Annotated in this window: 14 protein-coding genes, 2 tRNA genes and 1 pseudogene; 9 read left to right on the forward strand and 8 right to left on the reverse strand. The window is 53.3% G+C overall.

Annotation, left to right across the window (positions count from 1 at the left end; genetic code table 11):
• Nucleotides 1-10: 10 nt before the first annotated feature.
• Entirely contained in the window at nucleotides 11-1447 is a 1437-nt protein-coding gene (locus tag H6G13_RS10820) for an acyl-CoA dehydrogenase family protein (protein ID WP_190483208.1), read from the reverse strand.
• A gap of 408 nt (nucleotides 1448-1855) precedes the next feature.
• Here H6G13_RS10820 and H6G13_RS10825 point away from each other — a divergent pair, with 408 nt between their 5' ends.
• From H6G13_RS10825 to H6G13_RS10835, 3 genes are all read left to right on the forward strand, one after another.
• Nucleotides 1856-4660 (forward strand): PAS domain-containing protein, encoded by a 2805-nt coding sequence (locus H6G13_RS10825; protein WP_190483209.1) that lies wholly within the window; start codon nucleotides 1856-1858, stop codon nucleotides 4658-4660.
• A gap of 141 nt (nucleotides 4661-4801) precedes the next feature.
• Nucleotides 4802-5014: a chlorophyll a/b-binding protein gene (locus H6G13_RS10830; protein WP_190483210.1), complete on the forward strand. Its 213-nt coding sequence runs from the start codon at nucleotides 4802-4804 to the stop codon at nucleotides 5012-5014.
• A gap of 56 nt (nucleotides 5015-5070) precedes the next feature.
• Nucleotides 5071-5310: a hypothetical protein gene (locus tag H6G13_RS10835; protein WP_190483211.1), complete on the forward strand. Its 240-nt coding sequence runs from the start codon at nucleotides 5071-5073 to the stop codon at nucleotides 5308-5310.
• A gap of 11 nt (nucleotides 5311-5321) precedes the next feature.
• Here H6G13_RS10835 and H6G13_RS10840 read toward each other — a convergent pair whose 3' ends face one another.
• Nucleotides 5322-5582: a hypothetical protein gene (locus tag H6G13_RS10840; protein WP_190483212.1), complete on the reverse strand. Its 261-nt coding sequence runs from the start codon at nucleotides 5580-5582 to the stop codon at nucleotides 5322-5324.
• Nucleotides 5583-5605: 23 nt separating this feature from the next.
• Here H6G13_RS10840 and H6G13_RS10845 point away from each other — a divergent pair, with 23 nt between their 5' ends.
• Nucleotides 5606-7012: a PepSY domain-containing protein gene (locus tag H6G13_RS10845; RefSeq protein WP_190483213.1), complete on the forward strand. Its 1407-nt coding sequence runs from the start codon at nucleotides 5606-5608 to the stop codon at nucleotides 7010-7012.
• A 159-nt stretch (nucleotides 7013-7171) separates the two neighbouring features.
• On the opposite strand, the gene fba is transcribed toward H6G13_RS10845, so the two are convergent.
• Nucleotides 7172-8254, reverse strand: coding sequence for a class II fructose-bisphosphate aldolase (gene fba / locus H6G13_RS10850; RefSeq protein WP_190483214.1), 1083 nt, complete (start codon nucleotides 8252-8254; stop codon nucleotides 7172-7174).
• A gap of 219 nt (nucleotides 8255-8473) precedes the next feature.
• Nucleotides 8474-8545 (reverse strand) — tRNA-Lys (locus tag H6G13_RS10855).
• A 383-nt stretch (nucleotides 8546-8928) separates the two neighbouring features.
• Here H6G13_RS10855 and H6G13_RS10860 point away from each other — a divergent pair.
• Nucleotides 8929-9441, forward strand: coding sequence for a hypothetical protein (locus tag H6G13_RS10860; protein ID WP_190483215.1), 513 nt, complete (start codon nucleotides 8929-8931; stop codon nucleotides 9439-9441).
• A 201-nt stretch (nucleotides 9442-9642) separates the two neighbouring features.
• The gene (gene hemB, locus H6G13_RS10865) at nucleotides 9643-10626 is read left to right on the forward strand and encodes a porphobilinogen synthase (RefSeq protein WP_190483216.1); all 984 of its coding nucleotides are present in this window, start codon (nucleotides 9643-9645) and stop codon (nucleotides 10624-10626) included.
• Nucleotides 10627-10835: 209 nt separating this feature from the next.
• Here the strand turns inward: hemB and H6G13_RS10870 are convergent, their stop codons facing one another.
• The 3 genes from H6G13_RS10870 to H6G13_RS10880 form a co-directional block, all read right to left on the reverse strand.
• Nucleotides 10836-12959 carry a potassium channel protein gene (locus H6G13_RS10870; RefSeq protein ID WP_190483217.1) on the reverse strand — a complete coding sequence of 708 codons (2124 nt, stop codon included), beginning with the start codon at nucleotides 12957-12959 and terminating at the stop codon, nucleotides 10836-10838.
• A gap of 122 nt (nucleotides 12960-13081) precedes the next feature.
• Nucleotides 13082-14551, reverse strand: coding sequence for a phosphoglucomutase/phosphomannomutase family protein (locus H6G13_RS10875; RefSeq protein ID WP_190483218.1), 1470 nt, complete (start codon nucleotides 14549-14551; stop codon nucleotides 13082-13084).
• 220 nt (nucleotides 14552-14771) lie between these two features.
• The gene (locus H6G13_RS10880) at nucleotides 14772-15218 is read right to left on the reverse strand and encodes a hypothetical protein (protein ID WP_190483219.1); all 447 of its coding nucleotides are present in this window, start codon (nucleotides 15216-15218) and stop codon (nucleotides 14772-14774) included.
• Between the two features lie 386 nt (nucleotides 15219-15604).
• Here H6G13_RS10880 and H6G13_RS10885 point away from each other — a divergent pair.
• The 3 genes from H6G13_RS10885 to H6G13_RS10895 all read left to right on the forward strand — a co-directional run bounded on the left by H6G13_RS10885 (nucleotide 15605) and on the right by H6G13_RS10895 (nucleotide 18536).
• Nucleotides 15605-15678 (forward strand) — tRNA-Pro (locus H6G13_RS10885).
• A gap of 1137 nt (nucleotides 15679-16815) precedes the next feature.
• Nucleotides 16816-17916 carry a ParM/StbA family protein gene (locus tag H6G13_RS10890; protein ID WP_199305843.1) on the forward strand — a complete coding sequence of 367 codons (1101 nt, stop codon included), beginning with the start codon at nucleotides 16816-16818 and terminating at the stop codon, nucleotides 17914-17916.
• 113 nt (nucleotides 17917-18029) lie between these two features.
• Nucleotides 18030-18536, forward strand: a complete 507-nt coding sequence (locus H6G13_RS10895; RefSeq protein ID WP_190483221.1) for a hypothetical protein — start codon at nucleotides 18030-18032, stop codon at nucleotides 18534-18536.
• A gap of 568 nt (nucleotides 18537-19104) precedes the next feature.
• On the opposite strand, the pseudogene H6G13_RS10900 reads toward H6G13_RS10895, so the two are convergent.
• Nucleotides 19105-19299, reverse strand: a pseudogene (locus tag H6G13_RS10900) (photosystem II q(b) protein); the annotation flags it as partial.

The raw sequence follows: 19299 nt of genomic DNA on the forward strand, positions 1-19299 counted from the left end.
TGGAGAGGGCTTATGCGATCGCAACTACCTTCCCATTCGTCGCCTTCGCCTCTGTAGCTTCAGCCTCGGCCAACAGCTGAGCCGCCAGCGCCCGCTTCTCGTCTACATCCATCTTCTTCAGTTCATTGTGCAACACCCGTTCATTAATTGACTGGTTCCAGTAGTCCAGAGCTTCAAAGCCACCTAGCAGCGCGTATTTGCCGACAAATTGACGCAACACCTCATTAGTCGGCCCCATCACCCAACCCGCCTTGCCATCGCGCAGATAGCGCTCGATCTCCATGTCCTTCTTAAAGCCGGAACCGCCGCAGGCATGGAGCATCTTGTCGCAAACATGAGCCACATTCTTGGCGGCGATAAACTTGATCTGCCAGTACCAGTGCAGGTATTGGGCGCGGGGCATCGCCGCCAAATCCTGATGAACCGACCAGTCGCAGTTGTCCGTCAGCTCATCCATCAGCTTTGCCATCGAAAAGACAAAGCAGCGGGAGGCGTTGGTATCCATAATTGCCTCACCAAAATAGTCTTGAATGGTCGGGTAGTCGGCCACTCGCATGCCCACGTCAACGTGTTTTTTGCGGGTGACGTGGCGCTTGGCAATATCCATTGCACCTAAAGAAATGCCGTTCCAGCAGGCAGAGGAGCAGAGTAAAAAGAAGGGATCAACCGTTTCATCATTAGAGGAGGCCCCATCGCCTTGGGGGCCGACCATGCGGTTGAGCGGCACCGTCACGCCATTGACCTCCAAGGTGCCTGACTGATTGCCCCGCAGGCCCAGCGCATCCCACTTACTCGGCTCAGCTTTGACCTCGTCTCTGTAGATCAAAAAGCAGGACAGGTCAGAGTAATTACCGTCAAAGTCGGGGCTGGTGGTCTGCACAATGTACCAGTCAGCAAACCCGGCAGAGGTCGTCCACGACGCCTTCTTAAACACTTGCCAGCCGTCGGGCAGCGCCTCAGCCCGCGAAGAGGTGGGATACCAGAAGTGAGAGCCGGTTTCAGGGTCGGAGTAAGACAGGGTGCCGATAAACACGTCTTTGTCCAGCCGCTTGAGCACTGACTGCAGCTCCGGGTTATCTGCCGCTCGAAACAGGGCTGCTGCTACCGCCCCGGTGTGCATGGTGAAGCACATAGCGGTGCTGGGGCAGCCGTAGCGGGCAATCGTCTCGACTACCATCGCGGCGCAGGTGTGATTTTCGCCTAGACCGCCCCACTCCTGGGGCACTAGCAGGCCCAACAGGCCCAGTTCGGCCAGCGCCCTAAAGTTCTCACGCGGATAGATCAGCTCGGCATCTGACCTGATCGCGTTGGGCCGCAGCACCCGCTGGCACAGGTCGATCAGCTTGGCTTGAAGAGCTTGCTGAGCCGGAGTTAGGCACCACTGCGGATCAAGGTCAAAATCGAGTCCCCAGTAGGGCTCGGTGCCCCATTGCTTAGTTGCAGTCATAGGCGTCTTAGGGTGAGTTGCATGGTCGAATTGCGCTTGACTATAGGCGTTTTCCCCAGCTCAGATAGTTAAGCCAGATACCTTGTCATATCAAGTTGAGGGTTTCCTGAGGTTAGGCGGGCAATGACCTCTGAAATGGAGATGGGATGCAGGGTTGCGATCGCAAAAAGCCGCCCCCTCGCTGCTCGCAACCATAATCACCCCCTATGCTGGAAAGTATGATCAAAAACGAGCTATAACCGCCGGATTTCAGCAACATCTCCTTCAACTTGTTGATCTTAAGAACTGGCGCAGGCAGTCGTTTGCCTTGTTCAGCCCCAATTCCTCTGAACCCTTTCCAGCTCAATGCCTAAACTCAGCCCGACAGACTCCGATCGAATGCGTTCTACTAGGTTGGGTAGGGCTCCTTTGCGCCGACCTTCAGCCGTGCTGGCTTACCTGCACCAATCGCCGTACACCACCGCAGTGCTCAGCGTAGGGCTGGCCCTGGTGCTGATGCTGGGGCTCAATCCCGTAGCCGGAATGACTCAAACGCCGTTTCTGCTATTTTTTGGGGCGGTGGTAATCAGCGCCTGGCAGGGAGGCATCCGTTCGGGGCTAGTGGCTACAGGCTTGGCGACGCTGATCAGCAATTACTTTTTTCTGGAACCTCGGTACTCGCTGATCGTTGATCAAAGCAATACGGTGCGCCTCGCCGTTTTTGTTCTAGAGGGCATTTTGATCAGTGTGCTCTGCGGCTCTCTACGCGCCACAAATCAGCAGCTCGATCGCAATTTGCTGCTGATACAGGCCAACGAAGCCTCTCTGCAAAGCGCTAACCAGCGAGTCATCGATGTTTTAGAAAGCATTACCAGCGGGTTTTATATCCTCGATCGGCAGTGGCGGTTTGTCTACGTCAATAGTCAGACCGAGCAGATCATGCAACGAACGCGAGACGAAATGCTCGGCCAATCGGTTTGGGATCTGTTTCCCAGCGCCCTAGGCACCCCCTTTGAGCAAAACTTTAGTCAGGCTGTTAATGAGCAGGTGCCGGTAGTCTTTGAGTGCCTGGGTGTTGCCAATCCATCGCGGTGGTTTGAGGTTCACGTCAATCCTCTGCACGATGGCCTAGCCGTTTACTTTCAAGATGTCACCAACCGCAGAGAAGCCGGAGAAACGCTGCGAAAAAGTACGGCTATTCTCAATGCCATCAATACCTCAACCCCCACCTTGATCTACGTCAAAGACCTTCAGGGTCGAATGATGATGGCTAATTCGGCCCTGCTGCACCGCCTGGGCAAAACCGAAACCGAGGTGATTGGCAAAACCAATGCCGAGATTTTGCTGAACGAGCAAGCTGTAGACGAAATGGCGGCGAACGACCAAAGGGTGATTGATAGCGGGCAAGTCCTGACGTGTGAGGAAGTTTTAGACTTTCCTAGCGGCAGGCGAGCTTACCTTTCTACCAAAGCGCCCTACCGCGATGAGCAGGGCCACATCATCGGCCTAATTACGGTCTCGACGGATATTAGCGATCGCAAGCAGGTTGAAGACGCCCTGCGCCAGAGCGAAGAGCGGCTCCGGTTAGCCCTCGATGCCGGTCGCATGGGAGCCTGGGAGTGGAACTTAGAAACCAACGTCCAACGATGGGATGTCAACCAGTACAAGCTCTTTGGCCTAGACAAAGACAAAACCGAGCTTAAAGCCGACACCTTCTTTCAGTTCATTCATCCCGACGATTTGCCGCCCGCTCAAGCCTTGACAGAAGAGGTCTTGGCGCAGGGGGGCAACTTCTCCACCGAATTTCGTATTATCAGGCCCGATGGCAGCATCAGCTGGCTCTCTAGCCAGGGCATGGTCGTTCAAGGCAGCAACCAGCAGCCCATTCGCCTCATCGGCGTGAACTTTGACATTACCGACCGCAAGCAAGACGAAGCCGAACGCGAACAGCTGCTGCTAAGAGAACAGGCAGCCCGACAAGAGGCCGAAGCCGCCAACCGCATCAAAGATGAGTTCCTAGCGGTGCTCTCCCACGAGTTGAGATCGCCCCTCAACCCGATTCTTGGCTGGGCCAGACTGCTGCGCATCGGCAGGCTCAATGCCGCCAAAACCAGCCACGCCCTCGAAACCATCGAGCGCAATGCCCAGCTCCAAACCCAGCTGATCGAAGACCTGCTAGACGTCTCACGCATTCTCCAGGGCAAGCTCAGCCTTACTACGGCCCCAGTCGATCTCGCTGCAGTGATTGAAGCTGCTTTGGAGACCGTGAGACTAGCTGCAGAAGCCAAGTCTATTGAAGTGAGGTGGGAGGCGGGAGACGAGAGGCGGCAGGACTGCGAGCTTGTATCCCTGACTGTACTGGGAGATGCCGCCCGCCTGCAGCAGGTCGCTTGGAACTTGCTGTCGAACGCCGTTAAATTTACGCCAACCAGGGGTCGGGTTGAGGTGAAGCTGGCACTCATGACGGGGCAAGGGCCAAGGGCCAAGGATCATTCCGCCTTTGACGCCGCTCAATCTAGCAACCCAACCCTCAAAACAGAGAACTCAGGACAGGCAGCAGACAACCCATTTGCCCAGATCACCTTTACCGACACCGGCAAAGGCATCCACCCCGACTTTCTGCCCCACGTCTTTGAGTACTTCCGCCAGGCCGACTCCACCACCACCCGCAAATTTGGGGGGTTGGGCCTGGGTTTAGCCATCGTTCGCCACTTGGTAGAGCTGCACGGTGGCACCGTCCAGGCCGAAAGCCCTGGCGAGGAGCAAGGAGCTACCTTTACGGTAAGACTGCCGCTTGTCCGAGCTAAAACTAGCAGTCCCCAGAAGGGGCAAGACTCCTCCCCCCCTCTCCCTCACGCTTCACCCCTAACAGGAGTGCGGGTGCTGGTCGTAGACGACGAACCCGATACCCGCGACCTGATCGTCTTCATTTTGGAAACTGCAGGGGCCACAGTCACCGCCGCCCCCTCTGCTGCCGCCGCCCTAGAAATTTTCCCGCAACTGCAGCCCGATATCTTGGTTAGCGATATCGGTATGCCTGATCTTGATGGCTACAGCCTAATCCGGCAAATTCGAGCGCTACCTAGCGGTAGCCAAGTGCCCGCCATTGCCCTTACTGCCTATGCCGGAGAGCTAAACCAGGGACGTGCGATCGCAGCCGGGTTTCAGCGCCACTTAGCCAAGCCTATAGAAACCCGTGAGTTGGTAAGTGCGATCGCAGCACTCTTGGGATAGAAGCGACTCCCCAACCTGCAGCCAAATCAAAGAACCAAAATTAAGAAGACTTAGCTCTATCGTCAAGGAGTTTGCAACATTTGTTTACACTTGTCTTTACATTATGTTACATTAATTTCAGAAACCAACGAGAGAACCCCAATGACATCTCACGGATACACTACAGAAGAAGGCGGTCTCCTCAACAACTTCGCCGTTGAGCCCAAGGTCTACGTTGACGATACTCAGCAGTTTGGCTTCAACGAGTACGCTGAGAAGCTCAATGGCCGTCTAGCGATGATTGGCTTTATCTCCGCTATTGCCTTTGAAGCGCTAACCGGCCACGGCATCATTAGCTGGTTAACTCAGCTCTAGGGCGCACTATTCGCCCCAAAGAGTTCGAACCACCGACCCTATCAGGAGAAACCGTGATGAGAAGCGATTTTGACTTTCCCCAAAGAGATCTAGTTGGCCCCGTGGTTTTTCGTCCTAACTTCAATAGTGCTGAAGCCATTAACACTAACCAAGCCTGGTCTCTGTTCTTCACAGCAGGCAAAGAAGACAAAACTTTGGGCTTCAACACCGAAGCAGGCCGGTTTTTCAACAACCTGTTAATTGCTATTAGCGTGATCGGTACTGTCTGGGCAGTTCTGTTTACCACAGCCGCTTAATTAAAGACGCATTAATAAACTAATTCTCTAAGGCGAGAGTCTCGGCAGGTGTCGAGACTCTCGCTGTATTCTTTGCTTGCGATGGTCCCACTGGCCTTCACCGCCCAGCCATCACCAGAGCTTTCTTCCACCATAAACATGACTTTGACGGCCTGTCTTTTGACTTTTCTTAGCGATTGAGAGAGGGTCTTGCTAGCTAATCCGCCAATCGAGGGTTTTTTGAAACCCTGTTGCCGGGATTTAGCCGCTTTCCTCCCTATCGCTATGCCCATAACGGGTGCTCAGAAGACGTTCTATGGCCAAATCCTTATCCGCTGACGTGGCAGTATCAAGTCCAGCCAATCGTCTCTATCAGGCAGTTTGGCGCTGGCATTTCTATGCCGGTCTGTGGGTCATTCCCTTCATGCTGATCCTGGCAATTACCGGGATTATTTATCTGTTTAAGCCTCAGCTCGATACTGTGATGTATCGCAATCTCATGTTTGTGCAGCCAACACCTGCAGCGGTCACCTACACCGAGCAGATGAAGGCGGTGCAGCGGGCCTATCCAGAGGCAGCAGTGACCCAGGTAATTCCCCCCGTTGCCGACAACCGCAGCACAGAGATTCAGATTGCCACTCCCGACGAGCGCAATCTGATGGTGTTTGTGAACCCCTACACAGGGCAAATCTTGGGAGCGCGCGACGAGGACCACAACCTTCAGGCCATCGCTCGCACCCTGCACGGTGAACTGATGATCGGCCGCTGGGGCGATTATTTGGTTGAGTTGGCGGCCTGTTGGGCGCTGGTCTTGCTGATCAGCGGTCTCTACCTATGGCTGCCTCGCCAGCGCTTTAGCGTCTGGGGCACGTTAATTCCCAGGCTTTGGAGCCAGAACAGACGCATCTTCTGGCGAGACCTACACGCAGTTCCTGGGGTCTACGGCACACTGCTGATTGCCTTTTTGATCTTGACGGGGTTGCCTTGGTCAGGCTTTTGGGGTGAGAGCTTTGCCAATGTCTGGGGCCGCTTTCCGGCGCAAATGTGGGATGAGGTGCCGCAATCTACCGTGCTAACCCAGCAACTCAACTACCTTGGCGAACAGGTTGTGCCCTGGGCGGTGGAAAAGCTGCCTATGCCCCAATCGGTGCTGCTGGTGCATACGCACAGTGGAGACTTGCCTGCGATCGCACCTACCCCCATCAGCCTTGATGAGATTGTGACAATTGCCAAGGCCAATGCCGCTCCATCGGGTTACAGCATCAGCCTACCAGGGGGCGAAACCGGAGTTTACACCGTATCGGCCTCTCCCAACGACCCGACGCAAGAAGTCACCCTGCACATTGACCAGTACAGTGGCCAGCTGCTAGCAAATGTGAGCTGGCAAGACTATGGGCTAGTCCCCAAAGCTGTAGAGATGGGAATTGCTATCCACATGGGCAAGTACTTTGGGCTGGCAAACCAGCTCCTCATGCTGCTAGCCTGCCTAATTTTGATCGGGCTAAGCATCAGCGGTGCGATCTTGTGGTGGCAGCGCCGCCCGTCGGGTCGATTAGGCGCGCCCCCCTTTCCTACTGACGGCAACCAGTGGAAGGTGCCACTTGTGATCGCAGCGGTGTTAGGTATTGCTTTTCCTTTAGTCGGTCTGTCACTGGTAGCAGTCCTGCTGCTGGACTATCTAGTCATTGCTCGCATTCCCACCCTCCAGCGCCTGTTAAACTAGCCCCCTTTCTCGTCTCAAGCCCAGATGGAAAAGCGGAGGCGCTGGTTTCCCAACCTGCAGTAGCGTTTGGGTACAAAAAAACATTAAAAAAGCGGAGACCTACTGTAGGTCTCCGCTTATAGAGCTAAGCCAAGTAGCCCAACCCGCTTTTAAGTAACCTTAAACAGTTGCAGGAGACTTAGCAGCCGTAGCGTCGAGTTCACCCTTGCTGTACTTAGCTGCGTAGATCTCGCAAGACTCTTGCTTGATCTTGCTAGCATTACCAGCAGTCCAGAACTCTTGATAGCGGTCAGCACACACCTTCTGCATGTACTTAATAGAAGGCTTAAGGAAGTGACGGGGATCAAATTCCTTAGTGTTGGCAGCCAGAGCTTCACGCACAGCAGCAGTGATCGCCAGACGGTTGTCGGTGTCGATATTAACTTTGCGAACACCGCGCTTAATACCCTTCTGGATCTCTTCTACAGGTACACCGTAGGTTTCGGGGATGGTGCCACCGTACTGGTTGATCACGGCAATCAAATCTTCAGGTACAGAAGAAGACCCGTGCATCACCAGGTGGGTGTTGGGCAACCGGTTGTGAATTTCTTCGATGCGGCTGATCGCCAAAATCTCACCGGTCGGCTTGCGGGTGAATTTGTAGGCTCCATGGCTGGTGCCGATGGCAACGGCCAACGCGTCTACCTGAGTAGCCAGCACAAAGTCAACAGCTTGGTCAGGGTCAGTCAGCAGCTGGTCTTGAGACAGCTTGCCTTCAAAACCGTGGCCATCTTCGGCTTCGCCCATACCAGTTTCGAGAGAGCCCAGGCAGCCCAGTTCGCCTTCTACGCTCACGCCCAGAGCATGAGCCACTTTCACCACTTCTTTGGTGACTTCAACGTTGTATTCGTAGCTGGCAGGAGACTTGGCATCTGCTTCGAGAGAACCGTCCATCATGACGCTAGTAAAGCCGTTCTTGATGGCGGAGTAGCAGGTCGCAGGCTCGTTGCCATGATCCTGGTGCATCGCAATGGGGATGTGGGGGTAGGTTTCCACCGCAGCCAGAATCAGGTGACGGAGGAAGTTTTCACCAGCATACTTACGAGCACCGCGAGAAGCCTGCAGAATCACGGGGCTATCAGTCTCATGGGCAGCCTGCATGATCGCTTGGATCTGCTCCATGTTGTTTACGTTAAAGGCAGGGATGCCGTAACCGTTTTCAGCCGCATGATCCAGCATGAGCCGCATTGGAACAAGTGCCATAAATATCCTCCTAGTGTGTTCTCGCCTTCTGGCAGTTAAGACCTTTTAATAGGTAACCTTACCTATTGATTCTAAGGTAGAACGTGGGTCTATAACGAAATGTTTTGACAAGCTAAAAGCTACCTTAAGAATATCAGGCTCTTCCCCTGGATGTATAGGTAAAGACTACAGCTGATTCAGGGGAGATTTAATCTGTGCTGAGAGAAATCTCAGAAAAAATGGGTCGCCTGGGATTCGAACCCAGGACCAATCGGTTAAAAGCCGAGTGCTCTACCGCTGAGCTAGCGACCCGTATCTTTTAGCTGCACTGCTGATTGAAAAAACCCTCAGCATTTGCTCGCTAGAAGCATCTTTCAGAAGTGTCTGATTTATATCTCGGACACGATTAATAAATCTAGCATACAGACTGCACGTATTACTCAAAATTTCTGAAATTTGTTTTTCAGGCCATCTCAGCAGGTGCTCTAGAAGTCGTTAAAGATTGTGTGGTGCCAATGTGAAGGCTGCCTGTAGCGCCTCTCTCAGGGGATAGTCCTAACTTAGGGTGGGCACCTTGAGAACACGCTAAGCTGGCCCGCCGACGGATTTATTGAAGGGGCCAGGGCAATCAGGCTAAATCTGTCGCACGCTTTTCTGCATCTGCCGTGCTCTTTCGCTGATCTAAATCACTCTTCATGAAAGTCAACGCTCAGGATCAGGTGCAATGGTCAAAAACCGGCCAGAGGCCATCGCACCTCCCCCTAGACACTCTACTACAGCATATTCCTCCTCACATCGCCACTACCTTTGACAACGCCCAGCTAGACGCCCTAGAGCAGGCACTGAACCAACGATCCAGATCTCACCACACAGTTGATATCCGCATTTCCGCCCCTTTCTGGCCCCGGTTTTACCTAGTTGTGCTGGCAGGTTCTGAGCGACGCTCCCCGGCTCGGCGGGCTCAAGAGCGCCAGCTTCACCCCCTGTGGACGCCTGTTCATGGGCTGATTGTCGTAGGCAGCATGGCCGTGAGTTCGCTACTGCTGTTAGGGCTGCTGCTGCTCCAAAGAGTTGATCCCATCCCGCTGCACAAGGCCGCCGCTCCGGCAGGCATTCCCTTTAAGCACGACCCAACCAGCTGTGAACAAAGTGGCCGCATCTGGCAAGCAGGAGAGTGCCTTGACTATGAGCACGACCCAATGTTTTAGAGGCCCTATTCTGAGGCGTCTCCTAGGGTGTCTTCTGGGTTACAGAACGTTACACCCGCTTGTCTTGGGTGCCGCCCCAGGCTTTAGACTTGGAAACAATTCTAAAAATTGAGTGAACTAGCACTTCGCTAAGGTGCCTCTGCTCAAGGCATCTTTTTTTTCTCCTGACTCCTCATTAATGTCGCCTGGTGCAGTAGTCCTATGTTCCCAAACCACCGCCCGCGTCGGCTCCGCAGCCATCCTCAACTTCGCCGTATGGTTCAGGAAAATGTGGTGACCACCGCCGACCTGATCTATCCACTGTTTGCCGTGCCCGGCGAGGGCATTGCGAACGAAGTCAAGTCCATGCCGGGGGTCTACCAACTCTCTGTAGACAAGATTGTTGAAGAAGCCAAAGAAGTCTACAGCTTGGGCATTCCGGCCATCATTTTGTTTGGCATTCCCGAAGACAAAGATATCGATGCCACTGGGGCCTGGCATGACTGCGGTATTGTGCAACAAGCAACGACTGCAGTCAAAGAAGCCGTTCCCGACCTGCTGGTGGTCGTCGATACCTGTCTCTGCGAATACACCTCCCATGGCCATTGCGGCTATTTAGAAGTCGGTGACTTGACGGGCCGAGTCCTCAACGACCCAACCTTGGAGCTGCTAAAGAAAACCGCTGTAGCTCAGGCCAAAGCTGGTGCCGATATCATCGCCCCCTCCGGCATGATGGATGGTTTTGTCCAGGCCATCCGTACCGGGCTTGACGAGAATGGCTACGAGATGATTCCAATTCTCTCCTACGCCGCTAAGTACGCTTCTGCCTACTACGGGCCGTTCCGCGATGCTGCTGACTCAGCGCCGCAGTTTGGCGATCGCCGTACTTACCAAATGGACCCAGCCAACGGCACCGAGGCGCTCAAAGAAATTGAGCTAGATATTGCAGAAGGGGCCGACATGCTGATGGTCAAGCCCGCTCTGGCCTACATGGACATTATCTGGCGGGTTAAAGAAGCAACCAATCTCCCTGTGGCTGCTTATAACGTGTCTGGGGAATATTCAATGGTCAAGGCGGCTGCCCTAAATGGCTGGATCGATGAGCAGCGAGTGGTGATGGAAACCATGCTCGGCTTCAAACGCTCAGGCGCTGATTCGATTCTGACCTACCATGCCAAGGATATTGCCCGCTGGCTAAACGGGTAGAGATTCTGGGATCCTCCCCAACACCTTGATTCAATCTGTAAAGCGTCTCTCAGGAGGCGCTTTTTTAATGAGAATTACGTGTCGCTTCTCAAAGCAAAGCCTGAAAATTATAGAGAATTAGCCGTTCTCTGCCGTGAGCATGCCTATTTTTGCTTTAACCTCTCTTAAGCGCAGTGCAAAAAGTAAACCTGTAGTAGGCCCCAATCCCCCTATCTCCCTAAAGTTTCCTCAGCCGACACCATCTGCGCCTTAACCTGGGCTGCGCTCAGCAGTCGCACCAGCCGCAGCGCCTGATGTCTGTGTAGCTTTGCGGGAAATATTGCGGGCAGCCGAGTCATAAAGTCTCGGGCTAGGCCAATGTCAGAGCCTGAGACCCGGGCCAGTTCGGAAGCCCCATCAAAGCGGGCATCGTTCGTTAGGGCCATCTCCACCCGGATTTGCCAGCGTCGGGGGGCTACATCTGCCTGCTCTACCCGACGCAGCCCACGAATGGTGGCCAGCACTACCAGCCGATCTCCAGGCCGCAGCCGAATATCTTCTGAAGGCATTACGGTCGCTGATTTGTTGGGACGTTGGTGCCAGATTGGCACTACGCCGTAGCCGTAGGCCACTTCAGAGAGTAGGTGACCAGATAGGGTATCGCCCATTTCGATAGTGTATTGGGTCACCAGGATGGTCTGGTTGTAGAGGCGAAAGAGGCTGAGAACATGCTCACCAAAGGCTGCCCCAGCAAACGCTTCAGCCGAGATCGCTGAAGCACACAGCACTTGGGCATAGGGAAAGAGCTGAGCCAGTTTGTCGCTAAACTGCTGGTCATAGGTGCGAATAATCAGGCGGCAGTCAGCATTGACTCGATGAGCCATTAGCCCCATTTCCAGATTTTGAATTTCGTCATCGCTGACGGCAACAACGCTTTTGGCTGTTTCCAGGTTGACTTTCCCTAGGCCTGCTGCAATGTCTCCGGTGACTAAGGGCAGTTGAGGCAGCATGCCGGCATCTAGCGCTTCAGGATTGATGCCAACCACAGGCTGTTTTAGCTCCTCCAGCAACGACACAACTCGCCGCCCGACTCGGCCTAGCCAGATCACTACTACATGGTCTTGCTCAGGCACGGGAGGCCGCCGCGCCAAAAACTCAAATCTTAGAGTCAGTAGTTTCTCGGTTAGCAGGGCATATAGCACCCCGATGAAGGCTGTTCCTACCAAGGTGAGCATCAGGCTAAAAAGCCGAATCAGCTCGGGGTAGCGAACGTCGGGCACTAGGTCGCTAAACAGATCGCCATAGCCTCCTAACAGCAGCACCACTGAGGCATAAAAGGCATCCTGTAGGCGCATTTCTGAGTTGGGAGAAGTCCAGTACAGTAGCCCTGTGCCTAGCAGACAGAGGACTATCACCGTCAGGCCGCACAAGATGGCAACCCGTTTAATCTGCTGCTGGTAGCTGGCCTGCCAAAACTGCAGTAACGCTCGCTCAATATCGGACCAGCCGTGAAGAGCCCACAGCTTCTTCCAAAGTAGGTGTAGAGAGGAGCGGCGCGATGGTCGGAGGCCAGCCCCTTGGGGCCAGCGCAACCGCTGCCGCCCAGATGTAGGTCGTTCGGTCTCCGTCTCGACCACCACAATCTCATCCCCAGCCCGCAGCGTTACGTTGGGCAGCCAGGTGTAAAACTGGCTAGAGGGGCTGTAGGCGTTAAGGACATCCTCCTCGTCCTTGGGGTGACCAAAGGGTCGGTAGCGCAAAATGCGCCGGTTGCGTGTTTCTAGCTCATACAGGCGGCGACGATCGCACCAGGCATCTTCCGGGCGAATCTGCCGCCTCAAGATCTGAAAGCGATGCTCCTCAATGCGAAAAAAGCCCAGCAGTTCCTCCCCAAAAGCCTCTAGGGCAAAGGCAGGAGCGGCCAGTTCTGTCGGTTCAAAGGCAATCAGGTTGCTGAGCTGCAGGCTGAGCAAAGCATTTAAGTTTTGCTTGTCCGAGCGCACTACAATCCGCACGTTGGGATTAAGCACGCGGGCTGTTAACGCCGCCTCTAGATTGACCCGCTCATTCTCAGTCACTAGCAGCACCGCTCGGCACTGCTTTACCCCAGCCTGCTCCAGCACCTCAGCGTAGCGGCAATCACCAATCACCAGATGATCGAGCAAGTCCGGCAGTTGGGGGATTTCCCACTGCTCAGGGCGGGCCAAGTTTACGGCACTGACCTGCACACCAAAGATCTTCAGGTTAGCAACACAGTGCTGGCCCAAACTGCCTAGACCACACACTAGAAATCCAGCTCGTGGAGAGTTGGCATTTGCCGTTGAGGAATCGGCCGAAGGGGAGGGAGAGACCATGCACCGAGAGTAGCCGATTGTGAGGGAGATGGGGGAGCAAGGGAGCGAGAGAGTAGGGGAGATCGGGTAGAGCTGTCTCTATGTCTCCGCCGTCTCCGTGTCCTCCTCCCTCGCGCCCACGCCTAGCTAATCGAGCTAGCCCAGTCCTTAGCCCAGTGCAGGTGCTTGTGCACTTCGTCTAGATTCTGGGCTTCGCTGTAGAGGCGCAGGATCGGCTCGGTGCCGCTGAATCGAATTAGCAGCCAGCTGTCATCCGCTAGGGTGAACTTGTAGCCGTCAATGGTGAGGCAGTCGGTAACTACTTTTCCGGCGACTGCTTCGGGCGGTTGGGTGTCTAGCTGGTGCTGCAGCTTGGCCCGGATCTCCATGCTGGGCAGGGGCAAATCAATGCGGTCGTAGGCTGAGGAATAGCCGGTTTTCTTCTGCAAATTTTGATAGAGATCGCTCAGGTCTTCTTGGGCCATCACCACGGCTTCTAGCACGTACAGGGCTGAGAGTAGGGCATCTCGTTCGGGGATGTGGTGGCCGTAGCCAATGCCGCCCGACTCTTCGCCGCCTAGCAGCACCGCCGATTCTTGCATGCGATCGGCAATGTACTTGTAACCAATGGCAGTCTCATGTAGAGGCAGGTCGTAGAGCTTGGCAATGGCCGGAATTAGATTAGAGCCGCTGATGGTTTTGACCACTTCTCCGGTGTAGCCTCGGCGCGCCTTCAGGTGCTCTAGCAGAATGGGGATAAGAATTTGAGAGCTGAGAAACTCGCCCTGCCCATCGACGGCGGCGATGCGATCGCTATCACCATCAAACACCAGGCCCACCTTGAGCCCTTCGGGGTTGGCGGGCTGGTAGACCTTTACAGTCTCCAGCAGTTCTCCGAGGTACTTGGGCAGTGGTTCGGGAGCACCGCCGCCAAAGAGGGGATCGGCGCTGGTGTTAAGCTCATGCACAGTGTCCTGGCCTAGCAGCTTGGCTAAACCGCCAGCAGCAGCGCCATGCATAACGTCGGCAAAGACAGTTAGCTGACCGTCTGCGATCGCAGCTTGAATCTGACCAACATTGACCTCTGCCTGAAGCGCGCGGCAGTAGTCGGGCCAAGGGTCAAACATCTCTAGGCCGCCGGGCTGACCCAGCGGTGGCGAAAGATGAGGCAACATCGCTTCGACCTGCTGAGTGACTTCGGGCGAGACCGAACCGCCAAAAGCGCCTTTAATTTTTAGCCCCGAATAGGCTGCCGGGTTGTGGCTGGCAGTAATGACAATCGCGCCTAGAGCCTTTTGGTAATGAGCAGCGTAGCTGAAGGCTGGAGTAGGCGCATAGTCGGTAGAAAGCCTCACGTCAAACCCAGCTTCTCTGATCGCCTCGGCAGCGGTACGGGCAAACTCAGGCGACAGAAATCGCCGGTCGTAACCCACAATTACGGTGCGGCTCTGGGTTTCTTCACCAAAGTATTTATAGAGGACGTGGGCGGCAATACTGGCAACGTGGGCAACGCGCTCAAAAGTAAAGTCGGCGGCGATAATACCACGCCAGCCGTCGGTGCCAAACTTGATGGGTTTTGGAGTCGCTGGAACGGGAGCAGAGGCGGCAGTCATGGCTAGTTCCAATCACAGAAAATGGGCTGCTATGAGTTTATCTGCTGTCTCCAAGGGCGGCGAGGGCGCAGGCCGAATCTCTATAGAGATTTCATTGAAAGGCTAATTTCTAGGATTTTTCGTTGAGTAGAACCGTTCAATCCGAACTCAGAAATGCCAAGCATACGCCCGCTGCGTTTCGACGCTGGCGTTTTGAGGATGGCCTGGCTCAAGCCAATCATTAGAAGCTAAAGGATTCCAACACAAACGGGGCCGATGATTCTAGAATCAGCCCGCCTGTGCGGCGACTTTCTACCGTCAGTTCTTCTAAAGGAGCCTTATCGTGCTCGGCATAGCGATAGCGAAAGGTTTTACAGTGGGCTAGGCAGTGACCACTATTGTCGAGGGCCGTTAGCCGAATATCTTTATATCCCCGAACTTTCAAGGAAATGCGGGGCCGTTGATCTTTGAGCGTAATGGTAATTGCATGCCGCTGAGCAATGGGCATCAACACAATACGCGGCACCTGGCTGTAGAAGCTGGGGTTTGAAGGGGTAAGTGCGATCGCACCTTCAAAAATAACCCCCCGCTCAGCAAACTGCTCTCGCACCGACTCAAAGGGCGTGAGTCGATGGAAAGGCAGGCTGCACCGTTGAAGGGGTGCGGACTGACTAGTGGGCTGAGACAACTGCCGATTTCCAGGGAATGAGTTGAGTGGAGAGAACGAGGTCGAGGATATGGCAGAGAGCATGGCAGAAAACCCTGAGTGACGAGAGTTTCTACAGGCTGGGCTCTTTCTTTTGCGTAGGGAAAGCCCATCCCTGTGCCATTTATTCAATTGGCCCTGTTCTAAGCTCTCTAGGGAGGGCGTAATTTGCTGCAGGGGTGCAGACCGCTCGCGATTTAGTTGCTCAGTCATCTGCCTTAACCCGTGATTATGCTTCACAATGGTTAAGACTTCGCCACCTCTAGCTGTGTTCCGGATCGAAAAGTTTAAAGAACTGATGAAGTTGCTTAGACCAAAACCGCTCACCAGAAAGCAGCGGTTCCTGTGTTACCCTAGTTAGAGCATTTCGGGATGTAGCGCAGCTTGGTAGCGCACTTCGTTCGGGACGAAGGGGCCGCTGGTTCGAATCCAGTCATCCCGATTCATTTTTGATGTTAGTTAGTAACCTTAAAGGTCACTAGAGGACGAGCATCCTGCTCATCCAGACCGTCATGCACCCTTGCAGGTCATGCACTCTTATATAAAGTGGGCAGTGCTTACCAGTCCCAACAGTAGAAACAGGCGCTAACCCTCTCATTCCCATTTATCATTCCCCAAGAGCGGGCTGCAGACTTCTGGAGGCGGCACCATATCTGTAAGCTACTTTTGCTTAGCTCCATGTTGCGCGATGACTTCACTCACGAAAACACCGTAAATTTCTCGGTGGACTTTGAACTTGGGGAAGCACCCAGTTATTTAGGTCTTGCGGGCACGGAATATAGAGTCAAGCAAAATCATTGGTGCAAAGCCGACCTACGAACCCCCGGAAGAACCCAGCCCCTATTTCAGAGGCGGGGCGTTAGGTGAAGCTGTTGCGCAATATGAGCAAAATCGACGATCACTTGCTTGGTGTATAGGTTGGATACCACTAACAGAGCAGAACAGATGGCCGGGCAAGAGGCTCTGTAAACATGAGAAATCGTATCGTATTGTTCGTGTCTATTTGATAGAGTACTTTTGGGTTTGCCCAGAGATGCTGGAGTTTAGAGGCTATCGGCTTGTTAAGCAACACTTGTGATGCGATCGCACCTAACAAAACTAGATAGCAATGGTTTAAAGTACTGGGACTGTTCTTAAGCGTACAGGGGGAGAGCTCGGTATCGTTTAGCACCTACTGATTAACTCTGTATCTCTTTGAAGCATTTCTTTTAGACGCTTAGTCAGGCAGGCTTATCTGAAGGAAGTAGGGGAGCAGATTCATCACAGCTCTTTCCCCTATGAATACAGAGTTGGATGATGAATAGAATTGGTGCATGAAACAGGCAAAACTCGCCTGTCGAGATATTTAAATACTTAGCATTGTAATGCACAGAGGCAGCTTCCAAAAGAAAGATTTTTTTGGAACACTCCTTTGGTTTAATAGTCTGGACAATTAGCCATCAAGTCCAAAGCCTAATTCATATCAAAGTTTCTAAAGATTTTTTGCTAACTTTGATGCTGGCACTCGGACTTGGTGTTTTTTTGAAACTTGATAAAGGGTTCGGATCCAATGGCCATGTCACAAGCTGCCTCTATACCTATGAATCAGACATCGCTGGTAAAAACATCTAGCGATGCCGAAGTTCCTAAGGAAAACGGTGGGTTGCCCAAATCCATTTTAAGCGTTGATTTGGGGCGAACCTCTACGAAGACCTCTATCAGTCGCGATCCCAACAGCGTCGTCTTCATCCCTGCTAACGTTAAGCATTTGGCAATGGAACAGGTGCAGGGGGGAGCCTTTGAAGCCCGTGCAACTGAACCCCTTTCAGACATCTGGTTGGTTTACCAGGGCAGTGGCTACGCTGTAGGACAGCTAGCAGAAGACTTTGGCGCTAATCTAGGGGTCGGCCAATCTAAAGTTAACGATGCTTTGGTCAAAGTTCTGGCCTGCATTGGCTACTTCCAACTGCGAGACGAGATTTCGGTGGTGCTAGGCCTGCCCTATCACTCCCAGGACCAGTTTGAGCGCGAAAAAGAACAGCTAATCAGTTTGCTGATGGGCCCGCATGTTATGAGCTACCGAGGTGAACCCATCACCATCACCATCAACAAGGTTTGGGTAATGCCCGAGGGTTACGGCAGCATTCTATGGAGTGAAGTCCAAGAAAAGAAGGATGCCAGCCTCGACTTTACCAAGCTGCCAGTTGCAATTGTTGATATCGGTCATCAAACCACTGATTGCCTGATGGTAGACAACTTCAGATTTGCTCGCGGGGTTTCTAGAAGTGAAGCTTTTGCCATGAGCCAGTTTTATGAACAGGTGGCATCTCAAATTGAGGGGGCAGATAGCCAGTCTCTGGCTTTGATTGCGGCTGTAAATCGACCTAAAGGGGAACGGTTTTACCGTCCTCGGGGAGCAAATAAGCCAACCAACTTAGACGATATTTTGCCTAACCTCAAAGAGAGTTTCTCTCGAGAGATGTGTAACCGATTGTTGGCTTGGTTGCCAGAGCGCGTTACAGATGTCATCCTCACTGGCGGCGGCGGAGAATTTTTCTGGGAAGATATCCAGCGGTTATTGAAAGAAGCCAAGATTAATGCTCACCTCGCTACGCCCTGCCGTCAAGCCAACGCCCTAGGGCAGTATATTTATGGGGAGGCCCAGGTAGCGGCGGCCCGTTCGGCCCGTTCTGTGGCTTAGCCCCTTTTGTTTGCGAGCTAGCTGTGCCTAATCTCTTCCCAACCGCAACTTGATCGTGTTCGCCCTAAAGAGTGTTTTAACAAGGCGATCCTGACATCGGTTGGGAAGAGATTTTGGTCAGTTGGCAGCGCCACCGTTTCAGGACAAAGATGATGTTATTAAAGTGGTTACGTCAGGCGAGAAAAACGGTTTTTTTTAATCAAAATGCGCTTGATCAAACCTTGTTAGCGGCTGTTAAGGCTGAGCTGTCGAGACAGCCAGGTCTGAGTTTTAGCAGCCTTTGTAAAGAAGCCCTTCACCAGCTTTTACTGGGTACTCAGCCTTACTCCAGCCAAACACCATCTCCTATAGAAAACCAAATAGAGTCTCTTCAGGCTCAATTGCTGAGTGTGGAGCAGCGTTTTTTTTCTCAAGAGAAAAAGCGATTGGAGCGATTAGAGACGCAGCTACAGCAGTTGACTCTCCAAGTTGCCCAATTAGGAGGAACTGTCCCGGCTTCCCTAGTTTCTCTTCAGGGAGCCTCGGAACCGATGCCCTACCGAGAAGAACAAGAACCCGAAGAACTTCCTGAAGAAGATCCTGTCCTGGCTCGCTTGAGTGGCTTGATTGATGATTTTTAAGGCTAGGGCCTATCTAAACTTAGGCATAGAGCCATAGGCTGTCTACTACGGCTGGATTGGGAACGCTATGGGGGATTGAGAGACTGATTCTTCCTCTTTCCTCGGTCTAGTCTCTCCTGCACATAAAACCGTATGAGAATCGCTTAGGGAGCCCAACCGCATTCGAAAAAACGCAGTTAAGGCAATAGAAAAAAAATTGCCCCAGGGTCGTCTGGGGCAATGTCGTGTGTTGTTCAAAGCTGAATTAAGAGGGGAGGGTACGGCCTAAGCAACTGCGCGTAAAGCAAATTCAAAGACCTTTTGCTTACTGGGGGTCATAGGAGTGTTCTCCTAGGGGGTTGGTCAGTGGTGTTCCTTGCGTTGTTCCAATAATCTCCCGAATCAGGAAACTGTTGGGTGATATAGCCCCCTTAAGCTTGTGAGATTTTAGGCTGTTGCCTGTGACAACTTTCCAGGAAGAGCACTGACGTAGATCACTGCCTCAGGACAAAAAGTGTGCTCTCTATACTAGGTCAGAGAGCACACTTTTGATTAATACGGATTAGAGACTCAGCTAAAGCCCTTAGATTTAGCCGTTGATGGCAGGAGCGGTGAGCGCTACAGGAGCAGCATCGCCAGCAGCCAGGTCAAGGGGGAAGTTGTGAGCATTACGCTCGTGCATCACTTCCATACCCAGGTTGGCCCGGTTGATTACGTCAGCCCAGGTGGCAATCACACGACCCTGTGAGTCGAGCACGGACTGGTTGAAGTTGAACCCGTTCAG

This window comes from Pseudanabaena sp. FACHB-2040 (genome assembly GCF_014696715.1).
Lineage (GTDB): Bacteria > Cyanobacteriota > Cyanobacteriia > Phormidesmidales > Phormidesmidaceae > JACVSF01.